The organism is Streptomyces sp. NPDC059567, assembly GCF_042735655.1.
Classification (GTDB): domain Bacteria; phylum Actinomycetota; class Actinomycetes; order Streptomycetales; family Streptomycetaceae; genus Streptomyces.
In genome coordinates, this window is record NZ_JBHWBS010000032.1 from 54,237 (window position 1) to 71,841 (window position 17,605).

The window sequence follows — 17,605 nt, forward strand, 5'->3', positions numbered from 1 at the left end:
TACGGCGCGGTGTTCGGAGCTTCGGTGAGGTTCACGGCTAGAAGTACCCTTCGCGTTTGCGGTCTTCCATGGCGGCTTCCGAGAGCTTGTCGTCGGCGCGGGTCGCGCCGCGTTCGGTGAGCCGGGAGGCGGCGATCTCGGCGATCACGGACTCGACGGTGGCGGCGGTGGACTCCACGGCCCCGGTGCAGGACATGTCGCCGACCGTGCGGTAGCGGACGAGCCTGGTCTCCAGCTGCTCGTCGGCGCGCGGGCCGCCCCAGTCGCCGGGGGCCAGCCACATGCCGTCGCGGGCGAAGACCTCGCGGTGGTGGGCGTAGTAGATCTCCGGCAGGGCGATGTTCTCGCGCTGGATGTACTGCCAGACGTCGAGCTCGGTCCAGTTGGAGAGCGGGAAGACCCGGACGTGCTCGCCGGGGGCGTGGCGGCCGTTGTACAGCGACCACAGCTCGGGGCGCTGGCGCCGGGGGTCCCAGGCGCCGAACTCGTCGCGCAGCGAGAACACCCGCTCCTTGGCGCGGGCCTTCTCCTCGTCGCGCCGGCCGCCGCCGAACACCGCGTCGTAGCGGCCGCCGGCGATGGCGTCGAGCAGCGGGACGGTCTGCAGCGGGTTACGGGTGCCGTCCGGGCGCTCGCGCAGCCGGCCGTCGTCGATGAAGTCCTGCACCCGGGCGACGTGCAGCCGCAGGCCGTGCTCGGCGACCACACGGTCGCGGTAGTCGAGGACCTCGGGGAAGTTGTGCCCGGTGTCGACGTGCAGCAGGGAGAAGGGCAGCGGCGCGGGTGCGAAGGCCTTGAGCGCCAGGTGGAGCATGACGATCGAGTCCTTGCCGCCGGAGAAGAGGATCACCGGCCGCTCGAACTCGCCCGCGACCTCACGGAAGATGTGCACGGCCTCGGACTCGACGGCGTCGAGGTGGGAGAGCCCGAAGGCGTCGCCGGTCCGGACGGGGGGCAGCGACGGGGCGGCGAACGTGGTGGCGGCCGAGGTGACGGTCGTGGCGGTCATGCGGCACTCCTCTCCTTCTCGTCCGCGCCGGCGAGGAGCCCCCGCCGGGTGAGCAGATCGAGCAGTTCCTGCGCGGACTCGGCGACGCTCTGGGTGTGCGAGGCGATCCTCAGGTCGGGTGCGGCCGGCTCCTCGTACGGGTCGTCCACACCGGTCAGGCCGCTGATCTCGCCGGCCGCCTGCCGGGCGTACAGGCCCTTGACGTCCCGTCGGGCGCAGACCGACAGCGGTGCGGCGACATGGACCTCCAGGAAGTCGGTGCCGCTCTCCCGGTGCCAGGAGCGCACCGTGTCGCGGGACTCCGCGTACGGCGCGATCACCGGGACGAGGACGGTCACACCGTTGCGGGCGAGCACCTGGGCGACCCGGCCGATGCGCTCGACGTTGTCGATCCGGTCGGCGCGGGAGAAGCCGAGGCCGGCCGAGAACGTCCGGCGCAGCTCGTCGCCGTCGAGGACCTCCACGCGTCTGCCGTGCGAGCGCAGCAGTTCGGCGGTGGCGTACGCGAGGGTGGTCTTGCCCGCGCTGGGCAGGCCGGTCAGCCAGAGGGTCGAGCCGGGGTAGCAGGTGCAGTGGACGGCGGGGGCCGCGCGGTCGTGCCCGGGGGCGGCCGTCAGGACGGTCACAGCAAGCTCCATTCTCGGACCGCGGCGGCCAGCAGGCGCTGGGCCCGCCGGAACTCGTCCGCGTGCAGGTGTTCGTCGGGGGTGTGGTCGAGCTTCGCGTCACCGGGGCCGTAGGCGACCATGGCGACGCCGTGCCACGTGGTGGCGAGCGTGTTCATGTCGCTGCTGCCCTTCTTCATCAGGTACCGAGGGGTGATCCCCTCCGCCCTGAAGGCCCGCTGGAAGGCCTTGACCAGCGGACTGGTGCGTCCGGTGGTCACTCCGGGGGTGGCCCGCAGGACGTCGATCCGCACGGGGGCGGTCGCGAGCGCGCACAGCGCGTCCACGGTCGTCTCCACGTCCAGACCCGGGGGTACGCGGACGTCCACGACGGCCTCGCCGACCTGGGCGTCGCCCTGGTTGAGGGCCCGTACGCCGAGCACCGCGGTGAGCGCGTCCGGGTGGAGTCCGGCCACCGTCCCCGGGACCTTGGCGAGCACTTCGACCATCCGGTCGCCCGCGGTACGGACGCCCTCGCCGGCCGTGTGCCCGGTGGGTTCCTCCACGCCGTACCGGACCTTGACCAGGCCGTAGTAGCCGAGGGTGAGGGCCTCGGCGCCGCTGGGCTCGCCCACGACGACCGCGTCGGCAGGGTAGGCGTCGCGGACGTGGAAGGCACCGGCGCCGGTGATCTCCTCCTCGACGGCGCCGATCACCCGCACCTCGACCCCCTCGGGCGGGTCGAAGTCGGCCAGGGTCTGGAGGTACGTCACCAGGCTGCCCTTGGCGTCCACGGAGCCGCGCCCGGACAGCACCTCGCCGTCCCAGCGGACGGGCCAGCGGTGCGGGACGGTGTCCAGGTGACCGAGCATCAGCAGTCGCCGGGGGCCCGCCCCCTTGGTGGCCACCAGGTTGTTCGCGGCGTCGATCTCCGCCTTGATGCCGCGCTCCGCGCACCACTCGGCGAGGAACTCGGCGATCTCCCGCTCGTCGCGCGAGACGGAGGACAGCTCCACCGTGCGGGCGAGCAGATCGAGGTCGGGGGCGGGGGCGGGGGCCCGCCAGAACCAGGTGGCGCCGGCGGCGGACAGCGTGTGCGGCCCGGTGATTGCGGTGTCGGAGGTGCCCTTGAGGGCGATCTCGGCGGCCCTGACCTTCTGGCGCATCCGGCCCTTGGCGTAGTGCCGGCCCTCGCCCTCGGTGAGGTGGCGCAGGCTGCTGGTCGGGTCGGCCGGGTCCGTGAGCAGTCCGGCGGTGCCGGTGACCAGCCGCAGATGGTCGGCGTCCAGGGCGAGCGCGGCCTCGGCGGCGAGCACGTCGGCGTCCACGTTGAGCGCCGTACCGCCGTCGGCGTCGGCGACCGGCGGGGAGAGGCAGACGACGTCGAAGGTGGCGAGCAGGCCGTTCAGCCTGGGGACGTCCACGGAGCTGACGGTGCCCGCGCGGTGGTCGCGGATCACCCGTGTCCTGCCGTCCTCCTGGACGCGCAGCGGGCCGTTGGCGGTGGCCTTGACGAGCGCGCCGGTGCGGGCGACCGCCGCGAAGACGGAGAGTCCGCGCCGGGTCAGCTCCTCCTCCACCAGGGGCAGGGTGACCTCCTCGTACGCGGCGACGATGTGCCGCATCTCCTCCGGCGGGCAGTAGCGGATCTCGTCGCCGTTGCGGGAGAGCAGGGTGCGGATCTCACGGCCGGTGCGCCGGTAGTGCTCCCGGATGCCGGCCGCTCCCCCGGCGATGACGAGCAGGCGCGCGCCGCGCCGGTTGAGTTCGAGCAGTTCGTCGAAGACCTGACTGTGGAGCAAGGTGGCGCTGCCCAGCTTGACCACGTAGAGCGCGGCCTCGCGTGAGCTGGCGACTTCCCCGAGGGCTGGCATGTACGGAACTCCTTCGGCTGTTGAGGGGGCGGACGGTCCTGGGGCGGGCGGGCTGCCCGGGTCACGACGTGTCCGGCGGATCAGGGCCGGACAAGCCGCGATGCCCTACGGGCGGTGGAGGGCGAGCGGCCGGTGTCAGCCGATGCCGCGGGTGTTGCCGCCGTCAGCGACCAGTACGGCGCCGGTGACGAACGCGGCCTGTTCGCTGGCGAGGAAGGCCACCAGTGCGCCCAGGTCCTCGGCCCGTCCGATCCGGCCCAGCGGGATCCCGGCGGCGACCTCCGCCAGGCGCTCCTCGACCTCGTCGCCGTACTGGACGTCGAGGATCGGGGTGCGGTGGAAGCCGGGCGCCAGCACGTTCACGGTCACTCCGGCCGGGCCGAAGGCGTGCACGAGGCCCTTGGCGAACCCGAGGACGCCGAGCCGGGCCACCGAGGACAGACCGCTGCCCGGATGGGGCTGACGCACCGACTCGGAGGTGATCATGACGATCCGGCCCCAGCCGGCGTGCCGCAGATACGGCGCGGCGGCCAGCGAGATCGACACGTGGGGCAGCAGGTTGGCGTTGACCGCCTCGCGGTACTCGGCGACCTCGAAGTCCTCCACGGGGCCGAAGGGCACCCCGCCGGAGTTGGTGACGACCACGTGCAGCGCGCCGAACTCCGTCGCGGTGCGGCGCACCCAGCCAGCGGCGGCCTCCTCGTCGCTCAGGTCCACGACCGTGCTCAGCACCCGGCCCGTGCCGCAGGAGTCCACCTCCTTGTGGGCGCGGGCCAGCCGCTCGGGGTCACGGCCGCAGATCGACACGTCGGCGCCCTCGGTGGCCAGGACGCGGGCCACCGCGAGACCGATCCCGCTGCTGGACGCGGCGACCAGCGCGGAGCGTCCGGAGAGGCCCAGGTTCACGAGGCCTCACCTCGCGAGGGCGGTCCCGAGGTCCGCGAGGCCGGCCGGCTTGCGGGTCCGGAGCTCCTGCCGGAGCCCTGGGCCGCGCCCGAGCCCGCGCCCGTGGTCCGGGACGGGCGGACGAGGGCGAGCGGGTAGCCGTAGCGGGTCAGCAGGGGGGCGGCCGCCGCGGTGGCCGCCGCGATGTCGGTGCCGGGCAGCGCGGTGCGCCAGCGCTCGTCGGGGCGGATCTGGGTGACGCCTCGGCGCAGCCGGTCCGGGTTGCCGGTGACGGTGTGGTTGGCGCCGAGCGGGATCCGGCCGGATGCGTCCACCGGGGATTCGTCGTCGAGGCCCGCGAAGCGCAGGACCCGGGTCGTCACCTCGCGGGGGTCGCGCGCCAGGTCCTCGTGGCGGATGCGCAGGTAGCGCTCGCCCGCCGTCCGGCCGACCAGTTCGGAGGCGAGGTTGAAGGCGGTCCAGTAACCGCTGCTGCGGGCCGGGGACATGGGGTCGATGTAGTCCTTGGCGCTGCGGTAGGACAGCGCGGTGGCCCGCGGGTCCCGCACGATGTGCAGCACGCGTACGTCCAGGTCGGAGCGGCCCAGGAGGGCGGCCGCCTCCGCCGGGTACTTGGAGCCGTCCACGATCAGCCGGTCGCCGCCGAGGGCGGCCACCTGGCGGTAGACGGAGGCCGAGTGGTCGAGGAGCTCCGTCACGCCGGGGGCGGTCGGGCGCTCACCGCGGGCCTCGGCGAGCCGGGCGGGGGTGTGCCGGGTGCGCAGCAGCGCCTGCTGGAGCGTGGCCATCCGGTGCGCGGTGTGCTCTGCGGACCCCTCGGGCAGGCCCGCGAGGACGCCGGCCCAGAGCGGGCACTCGCGCAGCGGACTGCCGCAGCCGCAGCTGGAGTTGGTGCCGGCGCCGAGGACGCCGTTGCGCCAGAGGTAGTACAGCTCTCCGACGTGCCGGACGCCGGGGATCTCGTTGAGGACGTTGCCGAGCAGGGTGCTGCCGCTGCGCATCCATCCGGTGATGTAGAGGACGCGCGGGGAGGGGCCTGTCATGGTGGTGGGGGTCCCTTCGTGGTGCCACCGACACGGTCGGACACGGATCGGACGCGGGCCTGACGTGGCCGGGCGCAGAGCCTGGCGTGGTCGGGCGCGGGCCTGACGCGGCCGGGCACGGAGCTGACGTGGTCGGGCACGGGCCTGACGCGGTCGGGCGCGGGCCTGACGTGGCCGGGCACGGGCCTGACGTGGCCGGGCACGGAGCCGACGTGGTCGGGCACAGAGCCTGACCTGGTCGGCGCAGAGCCGACGCGGTCGGGCACGGGCCTGACGCGGCCGGCACGGAGCCGACGTGATCGGGCACGGAGCCGACGTGGTCGGGCGCGGGCCTGAGGCGGTCGGCGCAGATCCGACGTGGCCGGGCACGGGCCTGACGTGGCCGGGCACGGAGCCGACGTGGCCGGGCACGGGCCTGACCTGGTCGGCGCAGAGCCGACTCGGTCGAGCGCGGGCCTGACGCGGCCGGCACGGAGCCGACGTGGTCGGGCGCGGGCCTGACCTAGTCAGGCACGGAGCCGACGTGGTCGGGCGCGGTGCCGACGTGGTCGGTCCGCCCGGACGTGGTCGGTCCGCCTCGGACGTGGTCGTCGCGGGTCGGTCGCGGGGTCGGTCCGCGTCAGTCGCGGGTCAGCAGCAGGAAGTGCTGCGGCAGGTGGACGGCGAGACCGATGCGGCTGGTCGCCTCGATGGCGTCGGAGCCGTCCGGGCCCGCGCCGCGGCGCAGCGCCAGCGAGGCCACACCCGGGACGAGCAGGGTGACGGCGGCCCGGAAGTCGCCGAGGAGGATCTGGCCGCGCGGGATCATGCGGGTGCGCGAGACGGTGATGCCTGCCGCGCCCAGCTGATCGAGGACGCCGGCCCGGACCAACTCCCAGTACGTGAAGGGGTGGACGACGATCCCGTCGCAGGAGCCGCCCGTCTCCTCGACCTCGGCGGCGGCCTCGGTGATGGCGGCGTACACGTCCTCGCCGAGCGTGCCGCGGCGGATCTCCGGAAGGTTCAGCAGGCCGCCGATCGCCTTGTCGGCGCTGCCGTGCAGCAGCGTCTCGTTCTCCACGACGGACAGCCGGACCAGCACGCGGTAATCGACGAAGGACGCGAGCAGCGCCGGCTGGTCGAGCAGCCCGGCGGGCAGCGGGACGCGCACCGTCAGATCGGTGAGCTCGGCCTGCTCGAGGCGCGGGGCGAAGGCACCCTCGGGGGTGGCCTGGTACGAGGTGCCGGCGGCGGCCAGCCGGGCGGCCGGCGGCTCGTGGACGAAGGTGACGGGCGCGTCGGCGACCGACGCGGTCTTCAGCAGGTGCCGCACGGCGTACCGCGGACGGGTCGCGAACAGCGGGAAGACGGCCGGGAGATGGGCGCGGAAGGGCACCTCGTGGTCCTGGTCCGGGCCGGCGGCACGTACCGACCAGGCGAACTCCTCGCCCGGGCTGCGGGTGGCGAGGCCCGGGTCGGCGAGCTGTATCTGGACTCCCTGCTGCACTGCGGAATCGGCGGTGGCTGCCAGCATGACGTCTCCTCGGGTGTTCGGTGAAATGTTCGGTCGGCCATTCACATTAGGCACCCGACGGCATTTCGAGGGAGAAAGTCGATGGCTTGTATTTATGGCTCGAATAAGGGGCGTTGATTCCGGCCCCGGACCCCGTTCTTGAGCGTTGCACACCCGTCACATGAAGATGTCACATCCAGCCCGTGACCGCATCCATGGCGCCGTCGAAACCGCCGACCCTAGGCTGAGCCGCAGACTTCACGGAACGTCCTTCGACGATGTGGGTGGGAGAATGCATCACGACTTGCAGATAAACAGGCTGAGGACTCTGGTGGCCGTCGTCGAACTCGGCGGTTTCCGGAGGGCGGCGGAGTCACTGCACATCACCCAGCCCGCCGTCAGCCAGCAGATACGCCAGCTGAGCGGTCTCATCCGGAGCCCGGTGTTCGCCTCCACGGGACGCAATCTGCGGCTCAGCCCGCGGGGCGAGGAGCTCCTGAGGTACGCCCGCCGGATGGTGGCCCTCAACGACGAGGCCGTCGACCGCTTCATCCCGCAGGCCGGCCAGCTCATGCTCTCGATCGGGGTGTCGAGCCAGCTCGCGGAGGTGCTGCCCGAGTTCCTCCGGCTCCTGAACCGGGGGATGCCCCAGGCACAGCTGAGCGTGCGGACCGGGGCGAGCGAGGAGCTGGCGGCCCAGCTGGCCGGCGGACAGCTCGACGCGGCGCTGCTGCTCCAGGCCGATCCGCCCGCCGCCGGCACGGACTGCCGGGAGCTGGGCAGGATGCGCATGGCCTGGTTCGGGCGGCCGGCCCACGGGGAGCGGGGCGCGCTGCCCCTGGCGCTCTTCCCCGAGCCCTGCACGCTGCGGAGCCGGGTCCGCGAGGTCCTCGACGCCTCGGGCATCGAGTGGCGGGTGGCGTACGAGAGCACCGAGCTGATCGGACTGAGGTCGGCCGCCAAGGCGGGTCTCGGGATGACCTGCCTGGTCGCCAACGGGGACGAACTGTGGGGCCTGACCCCGTCCGTACGCCCCGGGCTTCCGGAGCCGCCCGGGCCGCTGCCGGTGGCGATGGCGCTGGCTCCGGGAGGCGTACCGGAAGGCTTCACCGCCATCGCGGAGAAGGCGTTCCGCCAGGCTCTGAGGGGCTATCCGCTCGTCTCGGAAGCGGCCGCGGAGACGCATGCCGGCGCACCCGCCGACCCGACGTCCGCACCGGCCGCCGACACGGCCCCGACCTCGGACCCGTCCGGATCCGCCGGCGCTCCCGTGCTCGCGACCGCCGCGGCCTGACGGCCCCTTCACTTCCATAAGCATTCGCCCTCGTTCCGATCAGATCATGCGTCGGAGCACCACGGAATAGGGCGTCGCAACGGCACTACAGTAATTTCCGATTCGCCAACTCCACGGAAGAATTGAGGAAATCGCCATGCAGGAAACCCTGGTCGCCCCCGAATGCCCCGAGTGCGACGCCGAGGTGTCGCTGGGAACGGATGCGCGGGTGAGCGAAATAGTCGAGTGCCCGGAATGCCGGCTGGAGCTGGAGATCGAGTCCGTCGAGCCGCCGCGACTTCTGCTCGCCCCCGAGGTCGAGGAGGACTGGGGCGAGTAACGGGCCCGGCCATCCCGACGAGAAGACGAGAAGGAGATTCCCTGATGAGCTCTGCGGCAGCGCGACTCGGTGTCCTCGCCTCCCGGGTCCGGTTCGAGGAGAAGAACATCCTGACCGCGCTGGAGAGGCGCGGCGTCGCCTGTGAACAGATCGACCCCCGCGCTCTGTCGGTCCGGGCCGGAACGCCCTGGGACGGCCCGCAGATCGTGCTCAACCGCGAAGTGGGTCACTACCGTGCCCTGTACGCGGCTTCCGCTCTGGAGTCGGCGGGCGTGACGGTGCTCAACAGTGCCGCCGCCACGGCCGTCTGCGGGGACAAGTGGCAGACCTCGGCGGCCCTGGTCGCCCGAGGCCTGCCGACCCCGGAGACCACGCTCGCCCTGACCCCGGACGCGGCCCTGAAGGCCCTGGAGGAGCTGGGCTACCCCGCGGTGATCAAGCCCCTGGTCGGCTCCTGGGGGCGGCTCGTCACCCGGGTGACCGACCGGGCGATGGCCGAGGCGGTGCTCGAGCACCTCGCGGCCCTGCCCTCCCCGCAGTCGCACATCGTCTACGTCCAGCGCGAGGTCGCCAAGGCGGACCGGGACATCCGGGTCCTCGTCGTCGGCGGCCGGGCGGTCGGGGCCACCTACCGACGCAGCGAGGACTGGCGCACCAACGTGGCCCGCGGCGCGGTCAGCGAGCGCTGCCCGCTCGAGACGGACCTCACCGAGCTCGCGGTCGCGGCGGCGGACACCGTCGGCGCCTGCGTGGCGGGGGTGGACCTCCTGGAGGAGCCGGGCGGCCGGCTCACCGTCCTGGAGGTCAACGACCGGGTCGAGTTCCGCGGCCTGCAGTCGACCTACGGAACCGACCTCGATGTGGCGGACGCCATCGCCGCCCTCCTGACAGCAAAGGCAGAGTCATGATCCGCGCGGCAGTGCTGGGAGCGGCCGGCTACATCGGCGGGGAGCTGCTGCGGCTGCTCGTCAGCCACCCCCAGGTCGATCTGGTGGCCGCCACGTCGCGCACCCTCCAGGGGCGTCAGATCGACGGCGTCCACCCCAATCTGCGCGGACGCACCCGGCTGACGTTCTCGTCCGAGGAGCAACTCCCCCGCGTCGACGTGCTGTTCCTCGCGACCCCCCACCGCGAGACGATGCAGCGGATGCCGGAGTTCCTCACCAAGGCGAACGTCGTCATCGACCTCTCCGGCGACTTCCGGCTCGCCGACCCCGAGGTGTACGAGGACTACTACGGCACCTCGCACGAGGCCCCCGGGCTCATCGGCACCTTCGTCCAGGGGCTTCCGGAGCTCCACCGCGAGCGGCTGCGCACCGCGGACCGGATCTCCGTGCCCGGCTGCATGGCCGCCGCCGGCATCCTCTCCCTCGTCCCGCTGGCCGAGGCCGGGCTCATCACGGGCGACGTCACGGTCGACGCGCGGACGGGCTCCAGCGGCTCGGGCGCCAAGGCCGGGGCGGAGAACCTGCATGCCGAACGCAGCGGCGCCCTCCGGGTGTTCGCCCCCACCCGGCACCGGCACGAGGCGGAGATCGCCCAGGCCACCGGGCACACCGTCCGGATGTCGGCGACCGGTGTCGAAGCGGTCCGCGGCGTCCAGCTGCTCAGCCGGTCGACCCTCGCCGACGGTGTCGACGAGCGCGCCATCCGGTCCGCCTACCGGAGCCGCTACGCCGACGAGCCGTTCATGCGGATCGTCGCCGCCCGGCGCGGGATGCACCGCTTCCCCGACGCCAAGATCCTCTCCGGTTCCAACTTCTGCGACGTCGGGTTCGCCCTGGACCGGGGCGCGGCGACCGTCACCGTGATCGCGGCGCTGGACAACCTCGTCAAGGGCGGCGCGGGCAACGCGGTGCAGTGCATGAACGTGCGCTTCGGGGAGCCCGAGACACGCGGTCTCGAGTTCACCGGCCTGCACCCCAACTGACCGTCACCCGCACCCCCGGCTGCCTCACCTCAGCAGCCCCGCCCCACCCACCAGCCGCCTCACGTACCAGCCGAAAGGACCCAGGCATGAGCAGCCCGCCTCTGCTGCGGGGCGCCCCCGCCCGCACCGATCTCACCGGCACCGGCCTCGACGAGCGCCGCCCGGACGCACACGGCCCCGACGCGGCTGAGCTCGCCGACATCACCGGCCGGATCAGGGAGCACATCGTCGCCATGTGCGCCGGCCCCGAGGGCGGCCACCTGGGCGGGTCGATGTCGCTCGTCGAGATCCTGTCCGTCCTGTACTTCCGGGTGATGCGGCACGACCCCCGCTTCCCCGGCCTGCCCGAGCGCGACGTCCTGCTGCTGAGCAAGGGACACGGCGGCATCGCCCTGTTCGCGACGCTCTGCGAGGCCGGCTACTTCCCGGCCGAGGACCTCGACGAGTACGCCAGGCCGGGCAGCCATCTGATGGCCCATCCGCACCCCGAGATCGCCGGCGTGGAGATCGCGTCCGGCTCGCTCGGCCACGGTCTCGCCCTCGGCGTCGGCTACGCGCTGGCCAACCGCCTCGACGGCTCGGACCGTCGCTGCTTCGTGGTGATGGGCGACGGCGAGCTCCAGGAGGGCTCGGTCTGGGAGGCCGCCTCGGTCGCCTCCGCGCACCGGCTGAACAGCCTGACCGCGATCGTCGACCGCAACGGTCTCCAGATCACCGGCGGCACCGAGTCCGTCAACTCCCTCGAGCCGCTGGCCGATCGCTGGCGGGCCTTCGGGTGGCGCGTCGTGGAGGCCGATGGACACGACGCCGAGGCGCTGACGAGTGCGCTGACCCTGCCGGCGGACCTGGACAGGCCCACCGTGATCATCGCCCACACCGTCAAGGGCAAGGGCGTGCCCTTCATCGAGGGCCAGGCCAAGAGCCACTACGCCCGGCTGAGCGGACGGCAGCACCAGCGGGCGCTCAACGCGGTCCGCGCCTCGGCGGGCACCCCGGCGGGCGGTGACCGTCGATGACCACGGCTCCCGCCCCCGCTCCGGTCCGCGCCGCCCGTGAGGTCTACCGCGACACGGTGGCCGAACTGCTCCCCGGCGAGCCGCGGTTGGTCGTCCTGGACAGCGACACCGGGCTGTTCGGCGGGGTGGACTTCGGTTCCGCCGCCGACCGCTACCTCAACCTCGGCATCGCCGAGCACACCCTGATGGGCACGGCCGCCGGTCTCGCCCGGGAGGGCCGTATCCCGCTGGTCAACACCATGGCGGCGTTCGCCTCCTCCCGCGCGGTGGAGGCGGTGAAGATCGACATCGCGATGGGCAACCTTCCGGTGCTGATCGCGGCCACCCACTCCGGGGTGTCGGCCGGGCACCTGGGCCCGACCCACCACGCCCTGGAGGACCTCGCGGTGATGCGGGCGCTGCCCCACATGACCGTGGTGGTCCCGGGCGACGCGGCCGGCACGGAGGACCTGCTGCGCCAGGCGCTCACACTGGGCGGCCCGGTCTACTTCCGGCTCGGCCGGGGCGCCACCCCCGATCTGCCCGCCGGCCCGCCGGTGCGGCTCGGCAAGGCCCAGCAGTTGCGGCACGGTACGGACATCACCCTGGCGGCCTGCGGGCCGTACCCCACGCTCGCCGCCCTGGAAGCGGCCGACCTGCTGGAGTCCGAGGGCATCACCGCGAACGTGCTGCACCTGCACACCGTCAAGCCGCTGGACACCCCGGCGCTGCTGAGCTCGCTCGGTGTGCGCGACACGGTGATCACCGTGGAGGAGCACTGGAGCTCCGGCGGCTTCGGCTCGGCCGTCGCCGAGGCGCTCAGCGCCGTACGCCCGGTGCGGGTGCACCGGATGGCGCTGCCGGACGAGTTCGTCCCCGTCGCCGGAAGCCAGCGCTATCTGCTCGAACGGGGCGGGGTGAGCGCGCGGGCGATCGCCGAGCGGGCCCGTACCTCGCTCGATTCACGCCGTGGAGGCATCCGTTGACCGCCGCCGACACCTACCGCGCCGCCGGCTGGTGGCGGGACGAGACCGTCCTGCACGATCTGCGCCGCTGGGCCCGTGAGCAGCCGGACAAGCCGGCTCTGGTCTGTTACCGGGGCGCCGATCAGGAGAGCCTGACCTACGCCGAGCTGGCCCGCAGGGTCGACCGGCTCGCGGTCGGTCTGCTCCGGCTCGGGGTGGGCCGCGGTGACGTGGTGACGCTCCAGCTGCCCAACTCCTGGGAGCTGGTGGCGCTCTGTCTGGCGGCCGCCCGGGTCGGCGCGATCGCGGGCCCGGTGGTTCCGGTGATGCGCCGCCGCGAGGTGGAGTTCATGACCCGGCTCACCGCGAGCCCGGTCTACATCGCCGCCGCCGAGGTGCGCGGCTTCTCCTACGGGGAGATGGCCGCCGAGATCGCCGAGGCCGTGCCGACCCTGCGCCACCGGGTGCTGCTCGGCGCCGGGTCCGGTGACATCGAGGCCGGTGCGCTGGACTTCGTACGCGATCTGTACGAGCCCGAGCCGGACCCGGAGCTGCTCGCCTCCCTCGACACGGTCGAGGCCGGGCCGGACGACGCCGCCCAGATCATGTTCACCTCCGGGACGACCGGCGAGCCCAAGGGTGTGCTGCACAGCCACAACACCCTGTACTCGATGAACAGGGCGCAGGCCGATGTGCTCGGTCTGACCGGCTCCGAGGTCACCGCGATGGGATCGCCGACCACCCATCAGGCCGGTTTCACCTGGAACTTCGTGATGCCGCTGCTGCTCGGCGCGACCGCCGTGCAGGTGGACCGCTGGGATCCGCGGCAGATGCTGCGGACGCTCCAGGAGCAGCGGGTGTCGTTCTTCATGGGAGCTCCGACCTTCCTCTCCGACCTGATCTACGCCCAGCGCGAGACGCCGCACGACCTGTCGGCGCTGCGCAGCTTCGCCACGGGCAGCGCGCCGATAGCGCCGCTGCTCGTGGAGGACGCGCGCGAGGTGCTCGGCTGCCGGGTGTACGCGCTGTGGGGCATGACGGAGAACGGCTGTGTCACCGTCACCCGCCCCGAACAGCCGCCGCTGCGCGCCGCCGAGAGCGACGGCACCACCGTGCCCGGCATGGAGGTCCGGATCGTCGGCAAGGACGGCGAGCCGGTGGCGCCGGGCATCCCCGGACACCTCCAGGTGCGCGGGTCCGCCCAGTGCCTGGGCTACTTCAGGCGCCAGGACGTGTACGACGCCTCGGTGACCGCCGACGGCTGGTTCGACACCGGTGATCTCGCCCGGGCCGACGGCCACGGCGGGATACGGATCACGGGCCGGGTCAAGGACGTGATCATGCGGGGCGCCGAGAACATCCCGGTGGTGGAGGTCGAGGCGGCGCTGCTGCGCCACCCCGTGGTCAAGGACGTCGCCGTGGTCGGCTACCCGGACCAGCGGCTCGGCGAGCGCGCCTGCGCGTTCCTCGTCACCACCGGCGCGGCCGCCCCCGACCTGGAGGGCGTGCGCAGCCATCTCGCGGGGCTCGGCATGGCGCGTACGTACTGGCCCGAGCGGCTGGAACTGGTGCCGGCGCTGCCGAGGACCCCCTCCGGAAAGATCCAGAAATTCGCTCTGCGGGACCGGCTCCGGGCCCAGGAAGGACGCACGGCCTCATGAACTACGCCTTCACCGCGCTCCAGGACGAACTGGCCAAGCGCATAGAGGAGTTCGCCGGTGAGAAGATCGCCCCGTACCGTCAGGAGAACGACCGTCGCGGCACGTACCGTCCGGGTCTGATCGAGGACATGGCCGCGGCCGGCCTGTTCGCGCTGCGGGTGCCCGAGGAGTACGGCGGGCAGGGGCTCGACGCGGTCAGCGCGGGCATCGCGCTGGAGAAGCTGGCGGCGGCCGATCTGTCCGTGTGCTTCCCCGTGCTCAACGCCGCGCTCATCGGCGGCGTCCTGGCCGCCAACGGCAGCCCGGAGCAGCTGGAGCGCTGGCTGCCGCCGATCGCCCGCGGCGAGGCCGTGGTGGCGCTCGCGCTGACCGAGGCCGGTCACGGGACGGACGCGGCGGGCATCGAGATGCGCGCCGAGCCCGACGGCGACGGCTGGCTGCTCTCCGGCGAGAAGACCTCGATCATGGTCACCGCCTATGCCACCCACGCGCTGGTCTTCGCCCGGACGGGCGGTGAGGGCGCGCACGGCATCAGCGCGTTCTACACCCGGCTCGACGGCGACCGGGTCCGCAAGGAGCCGCTGACCGACCTCGGCTGCCGCTCCGGCGGACGCGGCCGGATCGTCTTCGACGGTCTGCGGGTCGGGCCCGAGGAGCTGGTCGGGACTCCCGGCGGGGGCTTCGGCGCGGTGATGCGCGGCTTCGGGGTCTCCCGGGCGTACATCGCGCTGATGGCGATCGCCGTCGGGGACGCCGCCCTCGCGGAGGCGTACCTGCACGCGACCGGGCGGACCGCCTTCGGGCAGCCGATCAGCCGCTTCCAGTCGGTGGTGTTCCCGCTCGTCGAGCACACCACGCTGCTGCATGCGGCCCGGCTGGTCTCCTTCGAGGCGCTGTGGAAGGCGGACCGGGGCGAGGATCCCCGCATCCCGTCGAACATGGCCAAGTGGTGGGCGCCGAAGGCGGCCGTGGAGGCGGTGCACCAGGCGCTGTTGACCATGGGCCACCAGGGATGGAGCGAGGACGGCCCGGTCGCCCAGCGGCTGCGTGACGTCATCGGCCTCCAGCTCGCGGACGGCACCGCGGCGGCCACCAAGCTGACCGTGGCCCGGATGCTGCTCGGCAAGGAGTACGCGCCGTGACCGCGCCGGTGGCCGAGAGCCCGGTCGGCGCGTTACGGCCGGCGGACGCCGTACGGTCCGTGGCCGCGCTGCTGTCAGCGGGCGCCGGCCGGGGTGCGCAGCCCCTGACGGTAGGTCTGCATCTTGGAGCGCGTGCCGCAGACGGCCATGGAGCACCAGCGGCCGCTGCGGTTGCGGGCCCGGTCGTAGAAGGCCCACTCGCAGCGGTGCTCGTGACAGGCCTTCAGGCGCTGCCAGGAACCGTCGCCTGCGGCCTCGACGACGATCGCCAGGATCCGGCCGATCATGCCCCGGGTGCCGGTGGAGCCGGGACGCATGCCGGGGACGCCGTCCTCGCCGAAGGCCAGGACCAACGGGCAGTCGGCGGCGACGCGTTCGACGACGGCGCGGGCCGCCGGGTCGGCGTCGGCTCCGTTGTTCTCCCGCATGAGGGCGCGCAGCGCCTCCCGGACCTCGACCGCCTCGACGCGGTCGGGCTCGGAGGGGGCGAGGGCTCCCGCGGGGAAGCCCTGCCGCACCATCCACCGCGTCAGCCCCGCGACGGACGTGAACTCGTCCGGCCCGAACTCGACATTGACGCTGTTGACGAAGGACTGCACCAGAGCGAGCCGGCCGGGGGCCACCTCACGGTCGCCCGGCTGTCGCACGCGCTTGGGTTCCGGCATCCCGCAGACCCTACCGGCCAATCACTTTCGCCGGTATCCCCCGCTCCCGCATCTCTCCCCGTGAAAGGAACATCATGACCAGCTCCACCAGCACGGCCGGGTCCACCCGGCCGCCGCTCGGCCTGCTGTGCGCCGCACAGTTCATGCTCGTCCTCGACTTCGCCATCGTGAACGTGGCCCTGGGCGCCATGCAGCGTGACCTCGGGTTCACCGCCAGTGGACTGCAGTGGGTCGTCGGCGCGTACGCGCTCTTCTACGGCGGCTTCCTGCTGCTCGGCGGCCGTGCCGGTGACGTCTTCGGCCGCAAGCGCATGTTCGTGACCGGTCTCGCGGTCTTCACGATCGCCTCGCTCGTCGGCGGTATCGCCAACGAGCCGTGGATCCTCGTGCTCGCCCGCGCGGTCCAGGGCCTGTCGGCCGCGGCCGTCTCCCCCGCGGTCCTCGCGATGATCGCCGGCGGCTTCCCCGAGGGCCCCGAGCGCGTGAAGGCGATGGGCGTCTTCGGCGCGGTCTCCTCGGCCGGCTTCACCGGCGGTGTGGTCGCGGGCGGCCTGCTCACCGAGTTCCTCACCTGGCGCGCCGTGATGCTCGTCAACGTCCCGGTCGGCATCCTGCTCGTCGCCCTGGCCGCCCGCCGGCTCCTCGCCGACCACAAGGGCACCGGCTCCGCCAAGCTGGACCTGCCCGGCGCGATCCTGGTCACCTCGGCGATGTGCGCCCTCACCTACGGTCTGACCGAGGCCTCCGACGAGGGCTGGGGCGCGACGAGCGTCCTCGTCTCGCTGGGCGGCGGCGCCGCCCTGCTGATCGCCTTCCTGATCGTCCAGACCCGGGTCTCCGGGCCGCTCGTGCCGCTGTCGATCTTCCGTAACCGCGCGCTGTCGGCGGGCAACGGGATCGCGTTCCTGTCCGGTGGCGTGATGTCGGTGTCGACCTTCTTCATCACCATGTACATGCAGCAGGTGCTCGGTTACTCCGCTCTGCGGGCGAGCATGGGCTTCTTCCCGCAGGCCTTCGTGGTCTTCCTGGCGAGCCTCCCGGTCGTCAAGCTCACCCACAAGCTCGGTGCCCGCAACGTGCTGATCGCCGGTGGTGTGCTGCTGGCCGCCGGTGCGGCGCTGCTGGCGCAGGTCACCGCGGACAGCTCGTACTGGCTGGGTGTGCTGCCCGGTGGTGTGCTGATCGGCCTCGGTGTGACGGTGATGATGATCTCCACCGCCATCGCGGGCACCAGCGGTGTCAGCGGGCCGCAGATGGGCCTGGCCTCCGGTCTGTTCAACTCCAGCCGTCAGCTGGGTGTCGGCATCGGCCTCGCGGTCGGCGTCGCCCTCGCCGGCGTGGTGCACGGCGCCAAGGTCGCGACCATCCCCGTCAGCGGCTTCCAGGGCGCCTTCTGGTTCACGACCGGCCTCTCCGTGGCCATCGTCGTGGTCTCGGTCCTCGGTCTGCGGCGCACCGCCGTGGCCTCGGCCGCGCACACCGCCCCCGCCACCGCCCCCGCCGCCGCCCCCGCCGGCGGCGGCGAGAAGAAGGCCACGGTCGGCGCTCCGGCCACGGCGAAGTAGGTCCCAGCTGTTGATTCCGGCGGCGGCGGGGGCCGGGGGGGGGGGGGCCGCCCCCGGGCGGGGGGGGGGGCAGCCCGCTGAGAATAAATATGGCGGGGGGGGGGGCGCCGGCCCGGGGCCCCGCCCCGGGGGGCCCGGGG

16 protein-coding genes are annotated in these 17,605 nt (G+C 73.0%); 9 read left to right on the forward strand and 7 right to left on the reverse strand.

Annotation, left to right across the window (positions count from 1 at the left end):
- Positions 1-37: 37 nt before the first annotated feature.
- The 6 genes from cysD to ACFVZW_RS17005 all read right to left on the reverse strand — a co-directional run bounded on the left by cysD (position 38) and on the right by ACFVZW_RS17005 (position 6,950).
- Entirely contained in the window at positions 38-1,009 is a 972-nt protein-coding gene (gene cysD / locus ACFVZW_RS16980) for a sulfate adenylyltransferase subunit CysD (protein ID WP_384521925.1), read from the reverse strand.
- Positions 1,006-1,635 (reverse strand): adenylyl-sulfate kinase, encoded by a 630-nt coding sequence (gene cysC, locus ACFVZW_RS16985; protein ID WP_384521927.1) that lies wholly within the window; start codon positions 1,633-1,635, stop codon positions 1,006-1,008. Before cysC ends, cysD begins: the two co-directional genes overlap by 4 nt.
- The gene (locus tag ACFVZW_RS16990) at positions 1,632-3,488 is read right to left on the reverse strand and encodes a M20/M25/M40 family metallo-hydrolase (RefSeq protein WP_384521929.1); all 1,857 of its coding nucleotides are present in this window, start codon (positions 3,486-3,488) and stop codon (positions 1,632-1,634) included. The genes cysC and ACFVZW_RS16990 overlap by 4 nt, the downstream gene beginning before the upstream one ends.
- Positions 3,489-3,623: 135 nt before the next feature.
- The gene (locus ACFVZW_RS16995) at positions 3,624-4,394 is read right to left on the reverse strand and encodes an SDR family NAD(P)-dependent oxidoreductase (RefSeq protein ID WP_384521931.1); all 771 of its coding nucleotides are present in this window, start codon (positions 4,392-4,394) and stop codon (positions 3,624-3,626) included.
- Entirely contained in the window at positions 4,391-5,437 is a 1,047-nt protein-coding gene (locus ACFVZW_RS17000) for a sulfotransferase (RefSeq protein WP_384521933.1), read from the reverse strand. The genes ACFVZW_RS16995 and ACFVZW_RS17000 overlap by 4 nt, the downstream gene beginning before the upstream one ends.
- A 619-nt stretch (positions 5,438-6,056) precedes the next feature.
- Positions 6,057-6,950: a family 3 encapsulin nanocompartment shell protein gene (locus ACFVZW_RS17005; protein ID WP_384521935.1), complete on the reverse strand. Its 894-nt coding sequence runs from the start codon at positions 6,948-6,950 to the stop codon at positions 6,057-6,059.
- Between the two features lie 271 nt (positions 6,951-7,221).
- Between ACFVZW_RS17005 and ACFVZW_RS17010 the strand changes: the two genes are divergently transcribed.
- The 8 genes from ACFVZW_RS17010 (at position 7,222) to ACFVZW_RS17045 (ending at position 15,235) form a co-directional block, all read left to right on the forward strand.
- Positions 7,222-8,223, forward strand: coding sequence for a LysR substrate-binding domain-containing protein (locus ACFVZW_RS17010; protein WP_384521937.1), 1,002 nt, complete (start codon positions 7,222-7,224; stop codon positions 8,221-8,223).
- Between the two features lie 136 nt (positions 8,224-8,359).
- Positions 8,360-8,542, forward strand: coding sequence for a lysine biosynthesis protein LysW (gene lysW, locus ACFVZW_RS17015; protein WP_329115996.1), 183 nt, complete (start codon positions 8,360-8,362; stop codon positions 8,540-8,542).
- Positions 8,543-8,586: 44 nt separating this feature from the next.
- Positions 8,587-9,450, forward strand: a complete 864-nt coding sequence (locus ACFVZW_RS17020) for a RimK family alpha-L-glutamate ligase (RefSeq protein WP_384521939.1) — start codon at positions 8,587-8,589, stop codon at positions 9,448-9,450.
- Positions 9,447-10,472 carry an N-acetyl-gamma-glutamyl-phosphate reductase gene (gene argC, locus ACFVZW_RS17025; protein ID WP_384521941.1) on the forward strand — a complete coding sequence of 342 codons (1,026 nt, stop codon included), beginning with the start codon at positions 9,447-9,449 and terminating at the stop codon, positions 10,470-10,472. Before ACFVZW_RS17020 ends, argC begins: the two co-directional genes overlap by 4 nt.
- Positions 10,473-10,705: 233 nt before the next feature.
- Entirely contained in the window at positions 10,706-11,488 is a 783-nt protein-coding gene (locus tag ACFVZW_RS17030; RefSeq protein ID WP_384521955.1) for a transketolase, read from the forward strand.
- Positions 11,485-12,453, forward strand: a complete 969-nt coding sequence (locus ACFVZW_RS17035; RefSeq protein WP_384521943.1) for a transketolase family protein — start codon at positions 11,485-11,487, stop codon at positions 12,451-12,453. Before ACFVZW_RS17030 ends, ACFVZW_RS17035 begins: the two co-directional genes overlap by 4 nt.
- Entirely contained in the window at positions 12,450-14,093 is a 1,644-nt protein-coding gene (locus ACFVZW_RS17040; protein ID WP_384521945.1) for an AMP-binding protein, read from the forward strand. Before ACFVZW_RS17035 ends, ACFVZW_RS17040 begins: the two co-directional genes overlap by 4 nt.
- Complete coding sequence (locus tag ACFVZW_RS17045) at positions 14,090-15,235, forward strand: acyl-CoA dehydrogenase family protein (protein ID WP_384521947.1); 1,146 nt, start codon at positions 14,090-14,092, stop codon at positions 15,233-15,235. The genes ACFVZW_RS17040 and ACFVZW_RS17045 overlap by 4 nt, the downstream gene beginning before the upstream one ends.
- A gap of 74 nt (positions 15,236-15,309) precedes the next feature.
- Here the strand turns inward: ACFVZW_RS17045 and ACFVZW_RS17050 are convergent, their stop codons facing one another.
- Complete coding sequence (locus ACFVZW_RS17050) at positions 15,310-15,900, reverse strand: CGNR zinc finger domain-containing protein (RefSeq protein ID WP_384521949.1); 591 nt, start codon at positions 15,898-15,900, stop codon at positions 15,310-15,312.
- 74 nt (positions 15,901-15,974) lie between these two features.
- Here ACFVZW_RS17050 and ACFVZW_RS17055 point away from each other — a divergent pair, with 74 nt between their 5' ends.
- On the forward strand, positions 15,975-17,465 hold the full coding sequence (locus ACFVZW_RS17055) for an MFS transporter (RefSeq protein ID WP_384521950.1): 1,491 nt from the start codon (positions 15,975-15,977) through the stop codon (positions 17,463-17,465).
- Positions 17,466-17,605 lie beyond the last annotated feature (140 nt).

Coding starts and splice junctions, on each gene's coding strand:
- ACFVZW_RS16990 (WP_384521929.1), bottom strand. CDS start 3,488: ATGCCAGCCCTCGGGGAAGTCGCCAGCTCACGCGAGGCCGCGCTCTAC.
- ACFVZW_RS17045 (WP_384521947.1), top strand. CDS start 14,090: ATGAACTACGCCTTCACCGCGCTCCAGGACGAACTGGCCAAGCGCATA.
- ACFVZW_RS17050 (WP_384521949.1), bottom strand. CDS start 15,900: ATGCCGGAACCCAAGCGCGTGCGACAGCCGGGCGACCGTGAGGTGGCC.
- lysW (WP_329115996.1), top strand. CDS start 8,360: ATGCAGGAAACCCTGGTCGCCCCCGAATGCCCCGAGTGCGACGCCGAG.
- argC (WP_384521941.1), top strand. CDS start 9,447: ATGATCCGCGCGGCAGTGCTGGGAGCGGCCGGCTACATCGGCGGGGAG.
- ACFVZW_RS17000 (WP_384521933.1), bottom strand. CDS start 5,437: ATGACAGGCCCCTCCCCGCGCGTCCTCTACATCACCGGATGGATGCGC.
- ACFVZW_RS17055 (WP_384521950.1), top strand. CDS start 15,975: ATGACCAGCTCCACCAGCACGGCCGGGTCCACCCGGCCGCCGCTCGGC.
- ACFVZW_RS17005 (WP_384521935.1), bottom strand. CDS start 6,950: ATGCTGGCAGCCACCGCCGATTCCGCAGTGCAGCAGGGAGTCCAGATA.
- ACFVZW_RS17035 (WP_384521943.1), top strand. CDS start 11,485: ATGACCACGGCTCCCGCCCCCGCTCCGGTCCGCGCCGCCCGTGAGGTC.
- cysD (WP_384521925.1), bottom strand. CDS start 1,009: ATGACCGCCACGACCGTCACCTCGGCCGCCACCACGTTCGCCGCCCCG.
- ACFVZW_RS17030 (WP_384521955.1), top strand. CDS start 10,706: ATGTGCGCCGGCCCCGAGGGCGGCCACCTGGGCGGGTCGATGTCGCTC.
- ACFVZW_RS17020 (WP_384521939.1), top strand. CDS start 8,587: ATGAGCTCTGCGGCAGCGCGACTCGGTGTCCTCGCCTCCCGGGTCCGG.
- ACFVZW_RS17010 (WP_384521937.1), top strand. CDS start 7,222: ATGCATCACGACTTGCAGATAAACAGGCTGAGGACTCTGGTGGCCGTC.